The sequence below is a fragment of the Streptomyces sp. NPDC031100 genome, from assembly GCF_055570785.1.
Window position 1 is genome coordinate 343,128 of the sequence record NZ_JBVIGN010000008.1, and the last position, 20,471, is coordinate 363,598.

At 70.8% G+C, this 20,471-nt stretch carries 19 protein-coding genes and 1 pseudogene; 13 read left to right on the forward strand and 7 right to left on the reverse strand.

The window, feature by feature from the left end; translation table 11 throughout:
* Positions 1-106: 106 nt before the first annotated feature.
* Positions 107-319, reverse strand: a complete 213-nt coding sequence (locus tag ACZ5DS_RS24230) for a hypothetical protein (RefSeq protein WP_468242026.1) — start codon at positions 317-319, stop codon at positions 107-109.
* Between the two features lie 214 nt (positions 320-533).
* Positions 534-3,506: an SARP-family global regulator AfsR gene (gene afsR / locus ACZ5DS_RS24235; RefSeq protein WP_468242027.1), complete on the reverse strand. Its 2,973-nt coding sequence runs from the start codon at positions 3,504-3,506 to the stop codon at positions 534-536.
* A gap of 189 nt (positions 3,507-3,695) precedes the next feature.
* Here afsR and ACZ5DS_RS24240 point away from each other — a divergent pair, with 189 nt between their 5' ends.
* The 6 genes from ACZ5DS_RS24240 (at position 3,696) to ACZ5DS_RS24265 (ending at position 11,059) form a co-directional block, all read left to right on the forward strand.
* Positions 3,696-4,946, forward strand: coding sequence for an amidohydrolase family protein (locus ACZ5DS_RS24240; protein WP_468242029.1), 1,251 nt, complete (start codon positions 3,696-3,698; stop codon positions 4,944-4,946).
* The gene (locus ACZ5DS_RS24245) at positions 4,943-5,869 is read left to right on the forward strand and encodes an LLM class F420-dependent oxidoreductase (protein ID WP_468242031.1); all 927 of its coding nucleotides are present in this window, start codon (positions 4,943-4,945) and stop codon (positions 5,867-5,869) included. Before ACZ5DS_RS24240 ends, ACZ5DS_RS24245 begins: the two co-directional genes overlap by 4 nt.
* Positions 5,870-5,878: 9 nt before the next feature.
* Positions 5,879-6,649, forward strand: a complete 771-nt coding sequence (locus tag ACZ5DS_RS24250; RefSeq protein ID WP_468242032.1) for an SDR family NAD(P)-dependent oxidoreductase — start codon at positions 5,879-5,881, stop codon at positions 6,647-6,649.
* 99 nt (positions 6,650-6,748) lie between these two features.
* The gene (locus ACZ5DS_RS24255) at positions 6,749-7,867 is read left to right on the forward strand and encodes an LLM class flavin-dependent oxidoreductase (protein ID WP_468242033.1); all 1,119 of its coding nucleotides are present in this window, start codon (positions 6,749-6,751) and stop codon (positions 7,865-7,867) included.
* A 13-nt stretch (positions 7,868-7,880) separates the two neighbouring features.
* Positions 7,881-9,611: an N-acyl-D-amino-acid deacylase family protein gene (locus ACZ5DS_RS24260; RefSeq protein WP_468242035.1), complete on the forward strand. Its 1,731-nt coding sequence runs from the start codon at positions 7,881-7,883 to the stop codon at positions 9,609-9,611.
* Positions 9,608-11,059 (forward strand): aldehyde dehydrogenase family protein, encoded by a 1,452-nt coding sequence (locus tag ACZ5DS_RS24265; RefSeq protein ID WP_468242037.1) that lies wholly within the window; start codon positions 9,608-9,610, stop codon positions 11,057-11,059. Before ACZ5DS_RS24260 ends, ACZ5DS_RS24265 begins: the two co-directional genes overlap by 4 nt.
* 44 nt (positions 11,060-11,103) lie before the next feature.
* Here ACZ5DS_RS24265 and ACZ5DS_RS24270 read toward each other — a convergent pair whose 3' ends face one another.
* Positions 11,104-11,502, reverse strand: coding sequence for a nitroreductase/quinone reductase family protein (locus tag ACZ5DS_RS24270; protein ID WP_468242039.1), 399 nt, complete (start codon positions 11,500-11,502; stop codon positions 11,104-11,106).
* A gap of 186 nt (positions 11,503-11,688) precedes the next feature.
* On the opposite strand from ACZ5DS_RS24270, the gene ACZ5DS_RS24275 reads away from it, so the two are divergent.
* Complete coding sequence (locus ACZ5DS_RS24275) at positions 11,689-12,180, forward strand: protease inhibitor I42 family protein (protein WP_468242184.1); 492 nt, start codon at positions 11,689-11,691, stop codon at positions 12,178-12,180.
* Between the two features lie 264 nt (positions 12,181-12,444).
* Here ACZ5DS_RS24275 and ACZ5DS_RS24280 read toward each other — a convergent pair whose 3' ends face one another.
* Positions 12,445-12,591, reverse strand: coding sequence for a hypothetical protein (locus ACZ5DS_RS24280; protein WP_468242042.1), 147 nt, complete (start codon positions 12,589-12,591; stop codon positions 12,445-12,447).
* Between the two features lie 86 nt (positions 12,592-12,677).
* On the opposite strand from ACZ5DS_RS24280, the pseudogene ACZ5DS_RS24285 reads away from it, so the two are divergent.
* Positions 12,678-12,932, forward strand: a pseudogene (locus ACZ5DS_RS24285) (endonuclease/exonuclease/phosphatase family protein); the annotation flags it as partial.
* Here ACZ5DS_RS24285 and ACZ5DS_RS24290 read toward each other — a convergent pair.
* Together ACZ5DS_RS24290 and ACZ5DS_RS24295 are read right to left on the reverse strand one after the other, a co-directional pair.
* Positions 12,915-13,100 (reverse strand): DUF397 domain-containing protein, encoded by a 186-nt coding sequence (locus ACZ5DS_RS24290; protein ID WP_468242044.1) that lies wholly within the window; start codon positions 13,098-13,100, stop codon positions 12,915-12,917. The pseudogene ACZ5DS_RS24285 and the gene ACZ5DS_RS24290 overlap by 18 nt on opposite strands.
* Positions 13,101-13,110: 10 nt before the next feature.
* Positions 13,111-13,965 carry a helix-turn-helix domain-containing protein gene (locus ACZ5DS_RS24295; RefSeq protein ID WP_468242046.1) on the reverse strand — a complete coding sequence of 285 codons (855 nt, stop codon included), beginning with the start codon at positions 13,963-13,965 and terminating at the stop codon, positions 13,111-13,113.
* A gap of 201 nt (positions 13,966-14,166) precedes the next feature.
* Here ACZ5DS_RS24295 and ACZ5DS_RS24300 point away from each other — a divergent pair, with 201 nt between their 5' ends.
* From ACZ5DS_RS24300 to ACZ5DS_RS24310, 3 genes are read left to right on the forward strand one after another with little or no spacing between them, the layout of a single operon-like run.
* A complete protein-coding gene (locus ACZ5DS_RS24300) occupies positions 14,167-14,604 on the forward strand; it encodes an ATP-binding protein (RefSeq protein ID WP_468242049.1) in 438 nt (145 codons plus the stop codon).
* A gap of 50 nt (positions 14,605-14,654) precedes the next feature.
* Entirely contained in the window at positions 14,655-14,930 is a 276-nt protein-coding gene (locus tag ACZ5DS_RS24305; RefSeq protein WP_468242051.1) for a hypothetical protein, read from the forward strand.
* Positions 14,927-15,208, forward strand: coding sequence for a hypothetical protein (locus tag ACZ5DS_RS24310; RefSeq protein WP_468242053.1), 282 nt, complete (start codon positions 14,927-14,929; stop codon positions 15,206-15,208). Before ACZ5DS_RS24305 ends, ACZ5DS_RS24310 begins: the two co-directional genes overlap by 4 nt.
* A 110-nt stretch (positions 15,209-15,318) precedes the next feature.
* Here ACZ5DS_RS24310 and ACZ5DS_RS24315 read toward each other — a convergent pair whose 3' ends face one another.
* Positions 15,319-16,830 (reverse strand): CehA/McbA family metallohydrolase, encoded by a 1,512-nt coding sequence (locus tag ACZ5DS_RS24315; protein ID WP_468242056.1) that lies wholly within the window; start codon positions 16,828-16,830, stop codon positions 15,319-15,321.
* A gap of 153 nt (positions 16,831-16,983) precedes the next feature.
* Here ACZ5DS_RS24315 and ACZ5DS_RS24320 point away from each other — a divergent pair, with 153 nt between their 5' ends.
* The gene (locus ACZ5DS_RS24320; protein ID WP_468242058.1) at positions 16,984-17,829 is read left to right on the forward strand and encodes an LLM class F420-dependent oxidoreductase; all 846 of its coding nucleotides are present in this window, start codon (positions 16,984-16,986) and stop codon (positions 17,827-17,829) included.
* A 49-nt stretch (positions 17,830-17,878) separates the two neighbouring features.
* The gene (locus tag ACZ5DS_RS24325) at positions 17,879-20,464 is read left to right on the forward strand and encodes a bifunctional FO biosynthesis protein CofGH (RefSeq protein ID WP_468242060.1); all 2,586 of its coding nucleotides are present in this window, start codon (positions 17,879-17,881) and stop codon (positions 20,462-20,464) included.
* Positions 20,465-20,471: the final 7 nt, after the last annotated feature.

Consider the following 20,471-nt stretch of genomic DNA (forward strand, 5'->3'; position numbering starts at 1 on the left):
CGAGTCGGCCCTGTGGGCCTGTGGACAACCTGGGCCCGGACACACCACGACCGCGGCGGCTCCCCCTCCGCGCCGCCGCGGCCGATCCCCGTCGGGTGTGGTCGGTTCAGATGCGCTCGGTCGTCGCGTGCTGGTCGAGGGTGGTGATCTCCTCGCCGGTGGCGTGCTGATCCAGGGTGGTCAGCGGTTCGCCGGTCGCGTGCTGGTCCAGCGTCGTGAGCGGCTCGTTCGTGGCGTGCTGGTCGAGAGTCGTGAGCTTCTCGCCGGTGGCGTGCTGGTCCAGCGGCTTCACGACGGGCTCGGTCTTCTTGTCGCTCATGATGCTTTGCTCCCCGGAATCCGTTCAGGCAAGAGGTTTAAGGCCCGTCCGACGACTCCCCCGAGTGACGCCGGACGGGCGTGCAGCCGCTCAGATTAACCGTGCGACCTGCGGTCGAACCGACTGCCCCCCGACGCGTCGGATCGATGAGACCGACAATGCCGTGAGGCGATAAACGTTCGATGAACGCCCGGGCAGCCGTCCCCGGCGCTGATCACGCCGCAGCCGACGGTGTCAGCAGCGCACGCACCTCGTCCGCCTCCGGCGCGTCCAGTTCCTCGTAGAGCTGCAGGGCCTCCTGCCAGCACACCTGGGCCCGTCCAGACTGACCGATCCCGCTGAGGGCACGGCCGAGGACGGTGAGGACCAGCCCACGTCGCCACTCTCCTCCGATGCTGCGCAGCGTGCGCAGGGCCAACTCGGCGTTGGAGGCGGCCTGGGTGGGACGGTGCGCGGCCAGGTCGACCTCCGCCAGCCGGAACAGCGTCATGCCCTCCCACAGCCGTTGCCGGCTGTCACGGAACGTCTCCAGGGCGGACAGCAGGCTCTCCACCGCCTCGTCGAGCTGCCCGCTGCGGGTCAGCGCCAGCCCCAGGGCGTACCGCGCGTTCGCTCCCCGCAGGGCGTTCCCGGTGGAGTCGTAGATGCCGATGCCCTGGCGGGCCAGGGAGACGGCACTGTCGACGCGCCCGGTGGCCAGGTGGATGCGCGACAGGTTGCACAGCGCGCTCGCCTCGCCCGGGCGGTTCTCGTTGCTGCGGAAGTTCTCGATCGCGAGCGTCAGATGACGTTCGCCCTCGACGTGCCGACCCTGGTAGAGGGCGATGATGCCTCGTGTGTTGGGCGCCCAGCACCGGGGCACCGGGTCGTCGGCGTCCTGGGCCATGCGGAAGGCTTCGATGGCCGCGGCGTCGGCCTGGTCGAACCGTCCCGCGACCAGGTGGACGTCGGTGAGTGCCGTCAGGGCACGGCCGGCCGCGCGGAGATTGTTCGCGGAACGGGCGTGTTCCAGTGCCTCGTTGGCTGCGATCTCGTACTCCCGGGAGTTGGCCCCGGACTCCGTGAGATCCTTGGCCACCCACAGCAGGTCGACGGCCCTTCGCAGCCTGCTGCCCTCGATGGACTGCCGTACGCAGGACAGAAGTGCGTTTGCCTCGGCGTAGAGCCAGTCCTGGGCCTGGTGCCGGTCCTCGAAGATCAGCCCTGGGTACTCCGTTGCTTCCAGGTGATCCACCAACCGATCCCCCGGCCGCTCAATCGCATAAACCCCCGCCGCCGTAGCCAAATAGAAGTCCAGCAACCGCGACATCGCAGCCTCCCGCTCACTGGGCGGCTGCTCATCCCTCTCCGCACAGGCACGCGCGTAGAGCCGGACCAGGTCATGGAAGCGATAGCGGCCAGGTGCCGCGGACTCCAGCAGTGACGTGTCGACGAGGGACTCCAGGAGGTCTTCCGTCTCCTCGGCAGGCAGATCCAGGACCGCCGCAGCCGCCGCCAGCGACATGTCCGGGCCGTCCGCCAACCCCAGCAGGCGGAACGCACGGGCCTGGGCCGGCTCCAGTTGCCCGTACCCCAGCTCGAAGGTCGCCTTGACCGCCAGGTCACCGGCCTGCAACTCATCCAGTCGGCGCCGTTCGTCGGCCAGCTTCGCCGCCAGCACCGACACCGTCCATGTGCGGCGCGCCGCCAGGCGGGAGGCCGCGATGCGGATGGCCAGGGGGAGGAAGCCGCACGCGGCCACGACGTCCAGCGCCGCCTTCCGTTCCGCGGCCACCCGCTCCTCTCCCACGATCTTCGTGAACAGGGCGAGCGCCTCGTCGGGGGACATGACGTCCAGGTCCACCAGATGCGCCCCGGCCAGGTCCAACATCCGTACCCGGGAGGTCACGAGGGCCGCGCAGCCCTCCGTCCCGGGCAGCAGCGGCCGTACCTGTGCCGCGTCCTTCGCGTTGTCCAGCAGGACCAGGACCCGGCGGCCGTCCAGGACCGAGCGGTAGAGGGCCGCCCGTTCCTCCAGCGAGTCCGGGACGGCCGAGTCCGCCGTGCCCAGGGCGCGGAGAAACGATCCGAGCACCGTCTCCGGTTCCGCCGGGCGCGGCCCCGCCCCCTGCAGGTCCACGTACAGCTGCCCGTCCGGGAATGCCGGGCGCGCACGGTGGGCCACGTGGACCGCCAGCGTCGTCTTGCCGACGCCCCCGATCCCGGCCAGTGCCGAGACCGCCATCACCCGGCCCGCCGTCGACGCGTCCGACGCCGACGCCAGCACCTCGCTCAGTTCGTCCACGAAGGCCCCGCGGCCGGTGAAGTCCGGGACAGAGGCGGGTAGTTGAGCCGGGCGCACGGGGGCTGCCGCCGGCTCCGCGGCCGGAGTGGAGGGTTCGGCCAGGGCCGGGTCCGCCTGGAGGATCCGCTGCTGCAGTTCCCGCAGGCCCGGCCGCGGGTCCACCCCCAGCTCCTCCGCGAGCAGGCGCCGCGTGTCCGCGTACACGGCAAGGGCCTCCGCCTGGCGCCCGCTGCGGTACAGCGCGAGCATCAGCAGTTCGCGAAACCTCTCCCGGAGCGGGTGCGCGGCCGTGAGGGCGGTCAGCTCCGAGACCGCCTCCGCGTGGCAGCCCTGCTCCAGGTCCATGTCCAGGCGGGACTCCAGCAACCCCAGACGCCACTCCTCCAGGCGAACCCGCTGGGCGTCCGCGTACGGGCCCGGGACTCCGGCGAGCGGCTCGCCGTCCCACAGGGCCAGGGCCCGGTTCAGCACCTCCCGCGCGTGGCACAGATCCCCGGCGTTCCGGGACTTCTCCGCCTCCGTCGCCAGCTCCTGCGCCACCGCCAGGTCCAGCGCGCCCTCGCCCAGCGCACGCACCGCGTAGCCGCCGGACTCGCTCACCAGGACGCCGGGGTCCAGGATCTTCCGGAGACGGGAGGCGTACGTGCGTAGTGCCGCCAGCGCCTGTGACGGGGGCTCGGTGCCCCAGAGTGCGTCGATCAGCTCCGCCGCCGTCGCCGTACGGCCCTCGCGGAGCAGCAGGGCGGCCAGCAGGGCCCGCTGCTGCGGGGAGCCGGTGTTCAGCGTCTCCTCGCCGCGCCAGGCCCGCACCGGACCGAGCACGCTGAAGCGCAACGCCGCCGGTCCCGCGATGGCCGCGGAGCCGGGACGCCGTTGCTCAGGCACTCGCGGCCCACCGTCCATGCGTTCGCCCCCCTAGACACATCGAACAACCCCGTCAGTTTGCCTTGTTCCGGGTGGTTGCGTCAGCCGGGGGAGGCGCCGATCACAGACCGGCACACCTCAGTACACAAGGTCCTCACACGGTCTCCTCACACAGCAGGCCGACCACGATAGCTGACGGGTCGTCAGATCAGCGCTACCGTGAGCGCCATGGACACCCAGAACCCCCGGAGCGGGCAGGGCGACTTCCCGCGGATCATCTCCGTCGACGACCACACGGTGGAGCCTTCGCACGTCTGGCAGGACCGGCTCCCGAAGAAGTACCTGGACGCCGGGCCACGCATAGTCCGCGCACCGCTGAAGGAAATGACCTTCCTGGGCGGGCGGTTCAAGCCCGTCATGGGTGAGCCCGGGGGTGAGGGACCCATGGGCGACTGGTGGGTCTACGAGGAGCTGCACCGGCCGATCACCCGGCTCGACACCGCCGTGGGCTACGACAGGGACGAGATCAGGCTCGAGGTGATCACCTACGAGCAGATGAGGCCGGGCAGCTACGACGTCGTGCAGCGCCTCGCCGACATGGACGTCAACCACGTCCAGTCCGCCCTCTGCTTCCCCACCTTCCCGCGCTTCTGCGGCCAGACCTTCACCGAGGCCCGGGACCGGGACCTCGCCCTGCTGTGCGTGCGCGCCTACAACGACTGGATGGTGGAGGAGTGGTGCGGGCCCGAGGCGCACGGGCGGCTCATACCGCTCACCCTCATCCCCCTCTGGGACGCCCACCTCGCCGCCCAGGAGGTCCGGCGGAACGCCGCCCGTGGCGTCCGGGCCGCCGCCTTCTCCGAGATACCCCCGCACCTGGGGCTGCCGTCCGTCCACACCGACTACTGGGACCCGTTCCTCGCGGCCTGCGACGAGACCGGCACGGTCGTCGCCATGCACATCGGCTCCAGCAGCCGGATGCCCTCCACCTCCGAGGACGCCCCGCCCGCCGTCGGCTCCACCATCACCTTCGCCAACTGCTGCTTCTCGATGGTGGACTGGCTGATGAGCGGCAAGTTCGAGCGCTTTCCGAACCTGAAGGTGATGTACGCGGAAGGGCAGATCGGCTGGATTCCGTACATCCTTGAACGCGCGGACGTCGTCTGGGAGGAGAACCGCGGCTGGGGCGGCGTCGCCGACAAGGTCCACCGGCCCCCGTCCGAGACCTTCGCCGACCATGTCTACGGCTGCTTCTTCGACGACGCCTTCGGGCTCCGCAACCTCGACGCGATCGGCATGAAGAACGTCCTGTACGAGACCGACTACCCGCACTCCGACTCCACCTGGCCCAAGTCCCGCGAGGTCGGCGAGGCCCAGATGGGGCACCTGCCGGCGGATGTGGTCGAGCGGATCGTACGAGGGAACGCCATCGAGTTGCTCGGGCTCACGGCGGACGGGCTGTGGAGCGGGTCACGGTGAGCGGCCTCGCGTACGGCATCCAGCTGCCCGTCCAGTCCCAGAGCACCCTCTACACCGAGGGCTGGGAGGCCGCCGCCGGGCCCGCCGACCTGGTCGAGATCGCGCGGGCCGCGGACCGGGCCGGGTTCGCCTACGTCGCCGCGTGCGACCACGTGGCCATCCCGCGCCGGCTGGCCCCGGCGATGAGCACGGTCTGGTACGACCCGGTCGCCACCCTCGCCCATCTGGCCGCCGTGACCGAGCGCGTCCGGCTGCTCAGCCACGTGGCCGTCGTGGGCCTTCGGCACCCCCTGCTCAGCGCCAAGCAGTACGCAACCCTCGATCACCTCTCCGGGGGGCGGCTCGTTCTCGGCGTGGGCGCCGGGCATGTGCGGGAGGAGTTCGAGGCCCTCCAGGTGGACTTCGAGCGGCGCGGGGCCGTGCTGGACGAAGCGATCGATGCGCTGCGGGCCGCCCTCGGGTCCGAGGAGTTCCCCGAGCACCACGGCAAGCTGTACGACTTCGCCGACCTGGGCCAGCGGCCCCGGCCCGCGCAGGAGCACGTGCCGATCTGGGTCGGCGGCTCCTCGCCCGCGGCCGTTCGCCGGGCCGCCCTGAAGGGCGACGGCTGGCTGCCCCAGGGCGACCCGAGGGACCGGCTGCCCGGCCAGATCGCCCGCATCAAGGCCCTGCGGGAGGAAGCGGGCATCGCGGGGCCCCTCACGATCGGCGCCATCACCGAGCCCCTGTACGTCGGACACGCCGACTGGCACGTCGGGCGGCGCACCCTCACCGGGGTGCCGGAGGAGATCGCCGAGTCGCTGCGGGCGTACCGCGCACTCGGCGTGCACCAGATCCAGGTGCGGTTCCGCAGCCGGAGCCGCAGCGAACTCATCGACCAGATCGGCGCGTTCGGGGCGGAGGTCGCGCCCCGACTGGACTGAGGAGCGGACATGGGCAAGCTGGACGGGCGGGTCGTCGTCATCACCGGGGCGGCCCGCGGACAGGGCGAGCAGGAGGCGCGGCTCTTCCGGGAGGAGGGCGCGCGCGTCGTCGTAGCGGATGTGCTGGACGAGCTGGGGGAGGCGCTCGCCAAGGAGATAGGGGCCCTCTACGTCCATCTCGACGTGGGCACGGAGGAGGGCTGGCGGGAGGCCGTCGGCGCCGTCAAGCAGGCGTACGGGCGCATCGACGGGCTGGTGAACAACGCGGGCATCCTGCGCTTCAACGCCCTGGTGGACACGCCCCTGGACGAGTTCATGCAGGTCGTGCAGGTCAACCAGGTCGGCTGCTTCCTGGGGATGAAGACCGTGGCGCCGGAGCTGGCGGACGGCGGGACCATCGTCAATACGGCCTCGTACACCGCGCTCACCGGGATGGCTGCCGTGGGGACGTACGCGGCGACCAAGCACGCCGTGCTCGGGCTGACCCGGGTGGCCGCGCTGGAGCTGGCCGCCCGGCGGATCCGGGTCAACGCCATCTGCCCGGGCGCCATCGACACCGCGATGTCGAACCCGGCCCGGCTGGACCCGGACGCGGACCCGGAGGAGATGAGCCGCGCCCTGGACGAGCTGTACCGCAAGCTCGTGCCGCTCGGCCGGGTCGGGCAGCCGGAGGAGGTCGCCCGGCTCGCCCTCTTCCTCACCTCGGACGACTCCTCGTACATCACCGGGCAGCCGTTCGTGATCGACGGGGGATGGCTGGCCGGGGTCAGCATCATCTGACCATCCGTCAGGTATTGACGGTCATTGCAGCCGGTGCGACAGTCGGCCAACAGGCAGAAACTGACGATACGTCAGATACTTTGAGGACGGTGAACCGCCGTGGAATTCGGGCTCTTCGTACAGGGATACGTGGGCAAGCGCGCCGAGACCGACCCGCTGGCCGAGCACAAGGCACTGATGGAGGAGACCGAGTACGTCATCCAGGCGGACCAGTCCGGCTTCAAGTACGCCTGGGCCTCCGAGCACCACTTCCTGGAGGAGTACTCGCACCTCTCCGCCAACGACGTCTTCCTCGGCTACCTCGCCCACGCGACCGAGCGGATCCACCTGGGCTCCGGGATCTTCAACCCGCTCGCCCAGGTCAACCACCCGGTGAAGGTGGCCGAGAAGGTCGCCATGCTGGACCACCTCAGCGAGGGACGCTTCGAGTTCGGCAGCGGGCGGGGCGCCGGCAGCCACGAGATCCTCGGCTTCCTGCCCGGCATCACCGACATGAACTACACCAAGGAGATCTGGGAAGAGACCATCGCCGAGTTCCCGAAGATGTGGCTCCAGGACGAGTACGCCGGCTTCCAGGGCAAGCACTGGCAGCTGCCGCCGAGGAAGGTCCTGCCGAAACCGTACGGGAAGTCGCACCCGGCGATGTGGTACGCGGCCGGGTCGCCGCCCTCGTACGCCATGGCCGCGAAGAAGGGGCTCGGCGTGCTCGGCTTCAGCATCCAGAAGGTCTCCGACATGGAGTGGGTGCTGGAGCAGTACAAGACGGCGGTCGTGAACGCGGAGCCCGTCGGGGACTTCGTGAACGACAACGTGATGGTGACGACCACGGCGATCTGTGCGCCGACGCACGCCGAGGCCATCGAGATCGCCGTGAACGGCGGGCTGCACTATCTGCCCTCGCTGGTGTTCCGGTACCACGACACGTTCCCCCGTCCCGAGGGGTTCCCGGTGTGGCCGGAGACGCTGCCCGAGTACACGCCGGAGTTCGTCGAGCTGCTGATCGAGGAGGAGCTGCTGATCTGCGGCGACCCGGACGAGGTGCTGCGGCAGTGCAAGCGCTGGGAGCAGGCGGGGGCGGATCAGCTGAGCTTCGGGTTGCCGGTGGGGGTGCCGAAGGAGGAGACGCTGCAGACCATTCGGCTCATCGGTGAGCACGTGATCCCGAAGATCGACACGGATCCGGTGCATCGGACGACTCGGTTCCGTCAGGCCGTATGAGGGGACTCCTGGCATGCTGGACCACCTGATCAAGGGCGCCACCGTGGTCGACGGCACGGGTGCGCCCGCGTACACCGCCGACGTCGGCATACACGACGGCCGTATCGCCGCCGTCGGCCGGATCACCGAGGGCTCCCGCACCACCGAGGACGCCTCCGGTCTCGTCCTCACCCCCGGCTTCGTCGACCCGCACACCCACTACGACGCCCAGCTCTTCTGGGACCCGTACGCCACGCCCTCCCTCAATCACGGGGTGACGACCGTCGCCGCCGGGAACTGCGGGTTCACCCTCGCGCCCCTCCACCCCGACCGCCCCGAGGACGCCGACTACACCCGCCGGATGATGTCCAAGGTGGAGGGCATGTCCCTGGTGGCGCTGGAGGAGGGGGCGCCCTGGAGCTGGCACTCCTTCGGGGAGTATCTGGACGCCCTGGAGGGGCGGATCGCGGTCAACGCCGGGTTCATGGTGGGGCACTGTGCGCTGCGGCGGTATGTGATGGGTGCACAGGCCGTCGGCGGGCAGCCGAGCGAGGAGCAGCTCGAGCAGATGCTGCGGCTGTTCCACGAGGCCATGGACGCAGGCGCCTGGGGGCTGTCCACGACCCAGTCCAGTACGCACTCCGACGGCGACGGGCAGCCCGTGGCCTCCCGGCACGCCCGGCCCAAGGAGCTGCTGGCGCTGGCCCGGGCCGTCGGGGAGCACGAGGGCACACAGATCGAGGCGATCGTCGCCGGCTGCCTGGACCAGTTCAGCGATGCCGAGATCGATCTGTTCGTGGAGATGAGTGCGGCGGCGGGACGGCCCCTGAACTGGAACGTCCTCACCATCGACGCCGCCGTTCCGGAGCGGGTGCCCCGGCAGCTCAGCGCGAGCGAGCGGGCGCGGAAGGCCGGCGGGCGTGTCGTGGCGCTCACCATGCCGATCCTCACCCCGATGAACATGTCCCTGGGCACCTTCTGCGCCCTGAACCTCATCCCCGGGTGGGGGCCGATCCTCGGCCTGCCGGTGCCGGAGCGGATCGCGAGGCTGCGGGACCCGGCCGTCCGGGCGGAGCTGCTGCGCCGGGCCGAGTCGAAGGAGGCGGGCGTCTTCCGGCGGCTCGCGAACTTCGGGCGGTACGTCATCGGGGACACCTACAGCGAGGCCAACCGCGGGCTCACCGGCCGGGTGGTCCGTGACATCGCCGCCGAGCGCGGGCAGGACCCCTTCAGCTGCCTGGTGGAGATCTGCGCCAACGACGATCTGCGTACGGTCCTGTGGCCGATGCCCACCGACAACGACCCCGCCTCCTGGGCCCTGCGGGCCGAGACCTGGCAGCACGAGGACGTGCTGCTCGGCGGCTCGGACGCGGGCGCGCATCTGGACCGGATGTGCGGGGCGCCGTACACCACCCGGTTCCTCGGGGACTGTCTGCGCGGCCGGAAGCTGGTCGGTCTGGAGCAGGCGGTGAAGATGCTGACCGACGACCCGGCGCGGCTCTTCGGGCTGCGGGAGCGGGGGCAGGTGCGGGAGGGCTGGCATGCCGACCTGGTCCTGTTCGACCCGGAGCGGATCGCCGCCGGCCAGGCCACCCTGGTGCACGACCTGCCGGGCGACAGCCCCCGGCTGGACTCGAAGGCGCTCGGGGTACGGGCCGTGTGGGTCAACGGGGTCGAGGCGATCCGGGACGACGTGGTCAGCGGGGCCGTACCGGGCCGGGTGCTGCGGTCCGGGCGGGACACCGGGACGGTGAGCACCAGGTGAGCGAGGGGCAGCGGCTGTTCGTCGGCGGGGAGTGGGTGGAGCCGGACGCCGGGTACTACCCGGTGACCGACCCGGCCACCGAGGAGACGGTGGGGCAGGCGCCGGAGGCCTCGGAGGAGCAGGTCCACGCGGCCTGTGCCGCGGCCCGGGAGGCGCTTGGGCCGTGGTCGCGTACGGCGCCCGAGGAGCGGGCCGCGGTGCTCGGGCGGGCCGCGGAGATCATCCGCGGCCGGCTCGTCCCGTACGCCGAGCTGGCGCGGGCCGAGACCGGGGCGACGACGGGGACGGCCCGGGCGATGCAGGTCGGGGTGGCCGTCGCCCGGTTCCGCCGGTACGCCGGCGTGGAGCCCGCCGAGTGGGCCGTCGCGCCGCAGATCAACGAGGCCGGGCCGATGGGCAGGGCGGGGGTGATGGGCGCGCTGGCCGTGCGCCAGCCGGTCGGGGTCGTCACCTGCATCACCTCGTACAACAACCCCTGGGCGAACCCGGCCGGCAAGGTCGCCCCCGCGCTGGCGATGGGCAACACCGTGGTCGTGAAACCGGCCCCGCAGGACCCGCTGTCCGTCTACCGGATGGCGGAGGCGCTGGAGGCGGCCGGTGCGCCGGCGGGCGTCGTGAACGTCGTCTCCGGGCGAGCCACGGCAGTCGGTGAGGCCGCCGTCGCCTCTCCCGACGTCGACATGGTGAGCTTCACCGGATCGACGGCCGTCGGACAGCGCATCGCCGAGGCGTGCGGACGGGACATGAAACGCCAGCTGATGGAGCTGGGCGGGAAGGGGGCGGCGGTCGTCTTCGACGACGCGGACCTCCGGTCGGCGGTTGCCGGGATAGGGACCACGTTCTCCTTCTACAGCGGGCAGATCTGTACGGCGCCGACACGGGTGCTGGCACAGAGAGGGGTCTACGACCGGCTGGTCGAGCACCTGGCCGCCTACGCAAGCCGGTTGAAGGTGGGGGACCCACGGGAGCCGGACACGGTCGTGGGCCCGGTGATCTCCGCCGAGCACCGGGCGCGCGTGGAGTCGTACGTCGAACTCGGCCGCAAGGAAGGCGCGACAGTGGTCGTCGGCGGCGAACGCCCTTCCCTGGAGCGGGGGTTCTACGCGAGCCCCACCCTCCTGGCCGACTGCACGAACGACATGCGGGTGGCCCGGGAGGAGATCTTCGGGCCCGTGGTGTCGGTCATCCCCTTCGACGACGAGGACGAGGGCGTGGCCCTCGCCAACGACTCCGACTACGGCCTCATCGACTACGTCTGGTCGGGTGACGTGGCCCGCGCCTTCCGGGTCGCCCGGCAGCTGCGAGCCGGCGGGGTCGGCATCAACACGGTCGCCCGCAACATGGAGGCCCCCTTCGGCGGCTTCAAGAAGAGCGGCGTCGGCCGCGACGTCGGCTCCTACGCCCTGCACGCGTACAGCGAGGTGCAGGCGATCGTGTGGCCGGGGTGAGAACCGGGCCCGGGTGGCCTGCAGACCGAGTGGAGTGACCCGGCTCAGTCCGTCAGGTCCACCCGTACCGTCAGCAGGTCGGTGCCGAACGCCCGTACCGCCGCGCTGTTGAAGCGGGGCAGGGCGCGCAGGCGGGTCACGGCGTCGTCCTCCGGCAGGAGGTGGGCGGTGCCGTGGTGCCAGCGGCCGCCGATGCGGATGCGGACGTGCGGGTCGGCCTGGATGTTGCGGACGTACTGGGACTTGAAGCCGAACTCCGAGACCAGCCAGAAGGAGTCCCCGACCCGGCGGCCGCCCACCGGCGTCGGCCGGGGCAGGCCGGACGTGCGGCCGGTGGTCTCCAGGACGGTCTGCGTCGGGATGCGCCGGTTGAGCGGGTTGGCCAGGTGGCGCTGGAAGCGGGTGACGATCCGGTGCTTGAGGTCGGCGGCCTTGCGTGACATCTTTTTGGCTCTCCTGTTCTCCTCCACGGCCGGCGAACGGCCGCGTGCCTCGCGGGGGTGCTGCGGCAGCTGTGTGGGGGGCGTGTGTTGCGTGGACGGGCTTACGGCTGACGCGTGTTAGCTTCCCTCGCGATCGTGATCGATTGCGACACCGTCTACCTCCAGCAGGGCTGAGCAACCGTGACCATGCGCACCGTACTGACCTCCCTGGCCGCCACGGCAGCCGGCGTACTCGTCCTGTCCGGCTGCGGTGGTCCGGGGGGAGCCGACGAGTACGGCACCAAGGAGCGTGAGGCCATCACGGTGGACGCGGGGGACGAGTTCACCCTGAAGGTGCCGGCGAACCCCGCGCTCGGGCAGAACTGGTACCTGGCCGAGCCCCGGCCGGACGCGAACGTGGTGAAGTACCGGGGCAAGCGGGAAGAGGAGGAAGGCAGCGACAACATCGGCGGCGGCGACGGTACCCAGTTCTTCGACTTCACGGCACGCAAGCGTGGCAAGGCGATCGTGAAGCTCCTGCACTGCCCCATGGGCAGCTGCCACAGCGGCACCCAGTCGGCGGCTCCGCTCCCGAGCGCGACCGCCTCCGGCAAGGCCTCGATGAGCCCGTACCCGACCGCGACGAGCACACCGGACGACAGACCGGCGTTCTTCGTCTACACGATCACGGTCCGCTGACCCATCCCACCCGAGTACCGGAAGCGTTCCCCATGCCCTCCGGGTTCGGTGACGGCGCCATCGCGGCCGCCGTCACCCTGCCGCCGCACAGCTCGCCGACACCCCGGAGGGCGAGGCGCGCACCGCCCGCTGGCTGGACACGGTCGCCGAAATCCTGGGCCTGCGCCGGGACACCCGCACCAGGGCCAAGGGGTGAGGTCGCCGGCGTTCAGGACGACCAGGTCCCTGTGACCGGGACGTAGATCCCGGAGCGGTGCTCCGAGATCACCGGGCCACCTGCCCGGCTGCCGCCTGGGCCTTCGCCAGGACGTGGGCGACGTAGCGGACGGTGAAGATCATCGGGACGGCGAAGCCGGCGATCTGGATGACGGTCGTCGGCGTAGGGTGGGGGTTCCCGGAGTGGGCCAGCACGGCGAGGACGACGGCGGTCAGGACGAAGGCGGCGGTCCAGACGGCCGTGATGACGACGTTGACCCGGATGAAGGGCTTCAGATCCGGAGTACGCCGACCCGGCGGCTCCGTCCGCCACTTGGGACCACGCGAACCCGTACGTCCATCCAGGCCTGGGGCCCTGCACCCGCATCGACTACATCCATGTGGGCGGCCCGGCTGGCCCCGGCGGCATCGGTACGGTGCGCGGCGTACGGCGGGCCGGGGACGGGCCAGTGGACGGGGTGTGGCCGTCGGATCACGCGGCGGTGGTTGCTGATTTGGCCGACGGCGCGGGCGTTGGCTCACCGTCCGGCGGATGACTTCAACAGGTCGATCAGGGCGTCGAAGGCGACGGGGCTGACGGTGAGGATGGTTTGGGGTGGGGTGGCGCGGTCGGTGAGGTGGATGGCGGTGGGGGTTGTGGATATGTGGACGCAGGCCTCCCCTTCTTGGCAATACGACGACTTCTGCCAGCGGGGCGTGGACATGGTGGCTCCTTCACAGGTTCTGGGTAATGGCGTGGATCAGGTCCCGGGACTTCTCGGGGTCGAGGGCGGAGGCTTCTACGACGTCCAGGAGGCACCGGTACTTCTCCAAGTGGGCCTCGGCGTCGACCAGTAGGGGGCCGTGGAACTGGTCCAGCTGCACGGTGTCCAGTTCCGGTACGGGACCGCACAGGTAGTTGATGGACTGGCCCGACCCAGGGAACGCCCCGACGTCGAAGGGAAGTACCCGAAGGGTGATGTGGTCCCGCAGGCTCATGTCGATCAGATGCCTGAGCTGCTCACGAGCCACTTGCCGACCGCCCACCCGCATGTGCAGGGCGGCTTCGTGGATGACGGTGCTGTACGGATTCGGAACGGCCCGGAACACCACGTCCTGGCGTTTGATGCGGTGCGAGACGCGGTGTTCCACTTCCGGCGGGGTGGGAGCGGGGATCGCCTTGCTGAAGATCTCCCGGGCGTGTTCGGTGGTCTGGAGCATGCCGGGGATGTGCGCGGTGAACGCGGTACGGATGGCCGTCGCGTGATGCTCCAGCTCGGCGAGGGTGAGCAGCCCGGACGGAAGCACCTCGCGGTAGGACTCCCACCACCAGCCGCGTGTCTTCTCGGTGGCCATGTCGACGAGTGCGTCGATGTACGGCTGGTTCGTGCACGAGTAGAGGTTGGCCATCGCCCGGACGCGGTCGGGGCTCACACCGAACCTCGCCGACTCCACATTGCTGAGTTGACCCGAGCTGGTGCCGAGCAACTGTGCGGCCTCGGTAGCGGTCAGCCCTGCCCGCTCGCGGAGTTTCCGCAGCTCAGCACCGAGCCGGACGCGTCGGGCCGTGGGCGCGGGCCTGGGCGCCATGGGAGCTCCTCCTAGCGGGCGTACAGCGGGTTTGTCACTCACACGAGGCAAATGGTGCTGAGTTCCTTCGAAACCTTGCAAAGCAGCTTTGCGGAACCCCTATCGTCATTGCTGGGCGCCCCACCTGGAAGTGCACCGTGGGACGCCACGGCAGAGACACCAGGCACCTGTCCAACTCCCCTCACTGATCGGAGACTTCCCTTGGCCACCGTATCCCCGTCCTGGAACTACACCCTGCATCTCCCGCACGATCCACGCGCACCAGGTATCGCAAGGGGCGCCCTCAGTCTGATTCTGGCCGCGCACGAGATGCCCGAGCTCACCCCCACCGCGGAGCTGCTGGTTGCCGAACTGCTGGCCAACTCGCACTGTCACACCAAGGGGCCGTACGCACTTTGTTTCCTGTCGGCGGAACCCGGGCGGGTACGGGTGGCCGTATGGGACACGGATCCGCGGGTACCGCCGGGCTTTGCGAACGATGCGGCTCCCGAACCCCCACCGGACGCCGAGCACGGCCGCGGACTGCACCTGGTGCGGGCCTGTGCGGACGCCTGGGGCGCGTCGGTGCTCCGTGAGCTGGGCGCGTCGAAGGGCGGCAAGCTGCTGTGGGCCGAGTGCGGAGGCGGGGCGGCGTGGTGACCAGGGCCATACTGGGAGGTGGAGCGATGCCCCTTCATCAGGAGCTGATCATGAGCGCACAGCCCGAGCACGGCTGGGGAGCGATGCCGCTGCCGGAGATCCGGACGGTGGACGACCTGCGCAGTGCGCTCAGCCGCTACGGCTTCCCGGGCGACCGGGAGCGGTTCGAGGAGGAACTGGCGGCAGCCATAGGAGCCTCTCCCACCAACGACTTCGCCGGCGCCGCAGCCGTGGTCCGGGCCTACCGGCATCGGGTCCTGATCAGGAATTCGCCCGAAATCATGACGGCCCTGGAAGACGCGCGACCGGAAGGCGGCGGCGCGTGAACGAAGTCCCGTTGGAGGAGGCCGAGCCCGCCAGGAAGGCGTTCGGCGACCTGACGGAGGGGGAGCGGGAAGTCGTCGGGCAGGCCTTGGCCGCCATCCGCCGCGACCCGACGGTGGGCCGGGAGATCCCCGGCTGGCGGCCCCCGTCCGTGGAATACACGTATACGACACCCCTCGCCCATGACTCGGCCGAGGCGATCACGGTCGTGTATACGCACACCCCGGGTATGGGAGTGGCAGTCGTCTTCTACTTCCGTGACCCACAGGTGGTGGACTGACCCCCCTCTCCGGACCCTGGTCTTCGACTCCGAAGATTGAAGTCGTCAACTGCGTCTCCTCATAGCCCAGCGCCGTGCCTGATCACACCCACTGCGTTGATCGAGCGGCTTCAGGGGTGCCCCAGGAAGATCGGGTTGGTGAACGCGGCCAGCGCCCCCGGCAGCGGTCCCGCCGCCGTCTCGTGCCGCAGTTCGGCGCGGACGTATGCCGCGTAGGACGGGGTCGTGCGCCACTCCACCACCCCCGAGCCGGCCACCGGCAGCGGGGCGCCGGTGAACAGCACGCCCTGGTCCGTGACGAAGCGGACCGAGCAGCGCGGGGCGCCGGAAACCTCCAGGCGGACCGTCACCGGGGTGTCGTCCGGCACCGCCAGCCGCTCACCGATGCCGGCGTGCTCGCCCTTGCCGCCGGACGCGGTGAAGGCCAGCGAGACGTTCTTCGACTCGGCGACGTAGCTGTGCCCCGCCTTGATGCCCTCTTGGATCGCCTCCCGGGTCAGGTCGTCGGCGAGGACCACCGTCTGCGGCGAGCCGACCGGGTCGGGGTCACGGTGGGCGTCGCTGTTGCCCATCGCCGGGATCCAGGCCCGGCCCTCGCGCACGGACGCCACCAGCATGCTGTCCCAGTCGGCCAGCGCCACCTCGTCGTCGGGCGTGTAGGGGCCGTTCCACACCTCGATGGCGTCCGCCTCGCCGAAGCCGAACTTCCAGTTGCAGCCGACGCAGGTGGCGTGCGGGTGGGCCGGGACGACCAGGCCGCCGGACCGGCGGATCTGGCGGGCGAACCGGCCGAAGCGGTGGTCGCGGGCGCGGTAGCGCCAGTCGACGAAGGTGCCGGGGTCCGTGCCGAGCGCCACGACGTGGCCGTTGCGGGTGGTGACCTCCTCGCCCAGCATCACCAGCAGGTCGTCGCCCGCGACGTCCGCCCAGTGGGCGTGCGCGGAGTGCGTGTTGTGCTCGGAGCTGTTGATGAAGTCCAGGCCCGCGGCGCGGGCGAGCGCGGCGATCTCGGCGGGGGTGCGGCGGCCGTCGGAGTACCAGGAGTGCAGATGGCAGTCACCGCGGTACCAGTCCCGGCCGCGGCCCTTGGCCCGCTGCCGCGGGTACACGGGTTCGGGGACGGCGGCCTGCTCGCCGTAGGAGAGAGTGATCGTGAGCTCGTACGACAGTCCCTGCGGGGCGACGGTGTAGGGGCCGAGGACGATCTGCCAGGTGCCCTCGTTGATGGTCCCGGGGAGGTAGCCGGGCGTGGCGTCGTCGGCCCGGACGTAGAACTCCGTGCGGGCCCCGCCGGACCAGCCGCGGAAGCCCTCCCCGCCCAGCTCGGTCCCCCGCTCGTCGAAGATGCCGATGTCGAGGGCGTTGCCCGGGGTGCCGGTGGGGACGGTCGGGCGGTCGTAGGCGTAGGAGACCTTGATCTCCTTGGTTCCTTCGGGTACTTCGACGGGCACGTACACGAAGTCGGGCGAGCCGGGCGGCAGAGTCCCGCGTACCGTACGGGTCTCGGCGTGGTGCATGTCGTCCGCCCCTCTCGCGAAGGTCACGCTTCCCAACGTAAGCGCGGCCGCGGCGCCCGTCACGAACAGGGCACGTCTTCCGAGCCTTGCGTCGTCATCACACATGCCGGTGAGCCTTCCCCGCGGGTGTGAACTCACAGGGAAGGGAAGGAAATCGGCGGGTATCGAGCGCACGGGAGGCGCCGTGACGACCCTCGTCGTCGTAGATGCCGACCAGTCGGTATGGACTTCTCATGCCGATCCGGGTACAGATGACCCATGCGCATCGCCGTGACCATCTTCCTCACCGACGAGACCGTCACCCCGACCCGTCTCGCCCGCGCACTCGAGCAGCGCGGCTACGCCGGGCTGTACCTGCCCGAGCACACCCACATCCCCGTGGAGCGGACGACCCCGTACCCGGCCGGCGGCGACCTGCCGCGCGAGTACGGCCGTACCCTCGACCCCTTCGTCGCGCTCGGCCAGGCCGCGGCCGTCACCGAGCGGCTGGCGCTCGGCACCGGGATCACGCTGGTCGCCCAGCACGACCCGATCGACCTGGCCAAGCAGATCGCCACCCTCGACCACCTCTCCGGCGGCCGCTTCACCCTCGGCCTCGGCTACGGCTGGAACGTGGAGGAGGCCGCCGACCACGGTGTCGAGTGGCGCAGCCGCCGGGAGCTGGTCCGGGACCGCATGGGTCTGCTGCGGGCGCTGTGGTCCGAGGAACCGGTCGGCTACGAGGGCGAGTTCGGCGGCGTGCGGCCCAGCTTCGCGTTCCCCAAGCCGGTGCAGAAGCCGCGCGGCCCGGTCGTCGGCCCCCGCACCCTCGTCGGCGGCGCCGCCGGGCCCAAGCTGTTCGCGCACATCGCCGAGTACGCGGACGGCTGGCTGCCGATCGGCGGCCGCGGGCTCACCGAGGCGCTGCCGGTGCTGCGCTCCGTCTGGGCGGACGCCGGCCGCGACCCGGCCGCCCTCCAGGTGGTGCCGTACGCCGTCCACCCCACCCCCGGCAAGCTCGACCACTACGCCGAGCTGGGCATCGAGGAGACCGTCGTCCAACTGCCGTCGGCGGGGGAGCCGGAGGTGCTGCGGGTGCTGGACGAGTACGCGAGCTTCCTGTAGGCCCGATGGGACCCCGCTGGCTTGATCAGCCCGAACGTATGCTCAAGAGATGACGATTTCCGCGACCTCCGGAACCGGCCCGACCGAGAACTCCATGCGTCGCGCCCTCAAACGTGCCCGGGACGGCGTCGCCCTCGACGTCGCCGAGGCGGCGGTGCTCCTGCAGGCCCGCGGCGAGGCCCTCACCGACCTCGCCGCGTCCGCCGCCCGGGTACGGGACGCGGGCCTTCAGGCGGCGGGCAGGCCCGGCGTCATCACCTACTCGAAGAGCGTCTTCATCCCCCTGACCCGGCTGTGCCGGGACAAGTGCCACTACTGCACCTTCGTCACCGTCCCCGGCAAGCTGCGCCGGGCGGGCCACGGGATGTTCATGTCCCCCGACGAGGTCCTGGACATCGCCCGCAAGGGCGCCGCCCTCGGCTGCAAGGAAGCCCTCATCACCCTCGGCGACAAGCCCGAGGACCGCTGGCCGGAAGCGCGCGAGTGGCTGGACGCGCACGGCTACGACGACACCATCGCCTACGTCCGCGCCATCTCCATCCGCATCCTGGAGGAGACCGGCCTGCTGCCCCACCTCAACCCCGGCGTCATGACCTGGACGGACTTCCAGCGCCTGAAGCCGGTGGCGCCGAGTATGGGCATGATGCTGGAAACGACCGCTGAAAGGCTCTGGTCCGAGCCCGGCGGCCCGCACCACGGCTCCCCGGACAAGGAACCGGCCGTACGGCTGCGGGTGTTGGAGGACGCCGGACGCTCCTCCGTGCCCTTCACCTCAGGCCTGCTGATCGGCATCGGCGAGACCTACGAGGAGCGCGCCGAGTCCCTCTTCGCCCTCCGCAAGGTCTCCCGGGCCTACCACGGCATCCAGGAGCTGATCATCCAGAACTTCCGCGCCAAGCCGGACACGGCGATGCGTGGCATGCCGGACGCCGAACTGGACGACCTGGTCGCCACCGTGGCCGTGGCCCGGCACATCATGGGGCCCTCAGCCTGTCTGCAGGCCCCGCCCAACCTGGTCGACAGCGAGTACGAACGGCTCATCGGCGCCGGTATCGACGACTGGGGCGGGGTGTCGCCCCTGACCATCGACCATGTCAACCCGGAACGCCCCTGGCCGCAGATCGAGGAACTCACCGAGCGCTCCCGCGCCGCGGGCTTCGAACTGCGCGAACGCCTCTGCGTCTACCCGGAGTTCGTCCTCCGCGGCGAACCCTGGCTGGACCCCCGCCTGCGCCCGCACGTCGACGCGCTCGCCGACCCGGAGACCGGACTGGCCCGCCCGGACGCGGTGGTCGAGGGGCACCCGTGGCAGGAGCCGGAGGAGGCCTTCGTCCCCACCGGCCGCACGGACCTGCACCGCACGATCGACACCGAGGGCCGTACGAGCGACCGGCGCGACGACTTCGACGAGGTCTACGGCGACTGGGAGGCACTGCGCGAGGCGGCCGCGCCCGGCATGGCACCGGAGCGGATCGACACGGACGTACGCCAGGCGCTGCGCACGGCGGCCGACGATCCGACGAAGCTGACGGACGCCGAAGCCCTCGCCCTGTTCCACGCGGACGGCCCGGCGCTGGACGCGCTGTGCCGGGTGGCCGACGACGTGCGCAGATCGGCGGTGGGCGACGACGTGACGTACATCGTCACCCGCAACATCAACTTCACCAACGTCTGCTACACGGGCTGCCGTTTCTGCGCCTTCGCGCAGCGCCGCACGGACGCGGACGCGTACACGCTGTCGCTGGAGCAGGTCGCGGACCGCGCCCAGCAGGCGTGGGACGTGGGCGCGGTCGAGGTGTGCATGCAGGGCGGCATCCACCCCGACCTGCCCGGGACGGCGTACTTCGACATCGCCAGGGCGGTGAAGGAGCGCGTCCCCGGCATGCACGTGCACGCCTTCTCTCCCATGGAGGTCGTGAACGGCGCCACGCGCACCGGCCTGTCGATCAGGGAGTGGCTCTCGGCCGCCAAGGAGGCCGGCCTGGACTCCGTCCCGGGTACGGCGGCGGAGATCCTGGACGACGAGGTCCGCTGGGTGCTGACCAAGGGCAAGCTGCCCACGGCCACGTGGATCGAGGTGATCACGACGGCCCACGAACTGGGCATCCGTTCCTCCTCCACGATGATGTACGGCCATGTCGACCAACCCCGGCACTGGCTCGGCCACCTGAGAACGCTGGCCGGGATCCAGCAGCGAACCGGCGGCTTCACGGAGTTCGTGACGCTCCCCTTCATCCACACGAACGCGCCGGTGTACCTGGCGGGCATCGCACGGCCGGGCCCTTCCACGCGGGACAACCGCGCGGTGACGGCGATGGCGAGACTGCTGTTGCACCCGTGGATCCCCAATATCCAGACAAGCTGGGTCAAATTGGGCACGGAGGGTGCGGCGGAGATGCTCCGCTCCGGGGCGAACGACCTCGGTGGCACGCTGATGGAAGAAACGATCTCCCGGATGGCGGGCTCGTCGTACGGCTCGTACAAGTCGATCCGCGACCTGGTGGCGGTGGCCGAGGCGGCCGGCCGCCCGGCGAAGCCGCGCACGACCCTGTACGGAGAGGTGCCCCAGGAGCGGCAGCGGGCGGCGGAGGCCTCGGACGGGCATCTTCCCGACCTGCTGCCTGTCCTGGACTGAGCCCGGA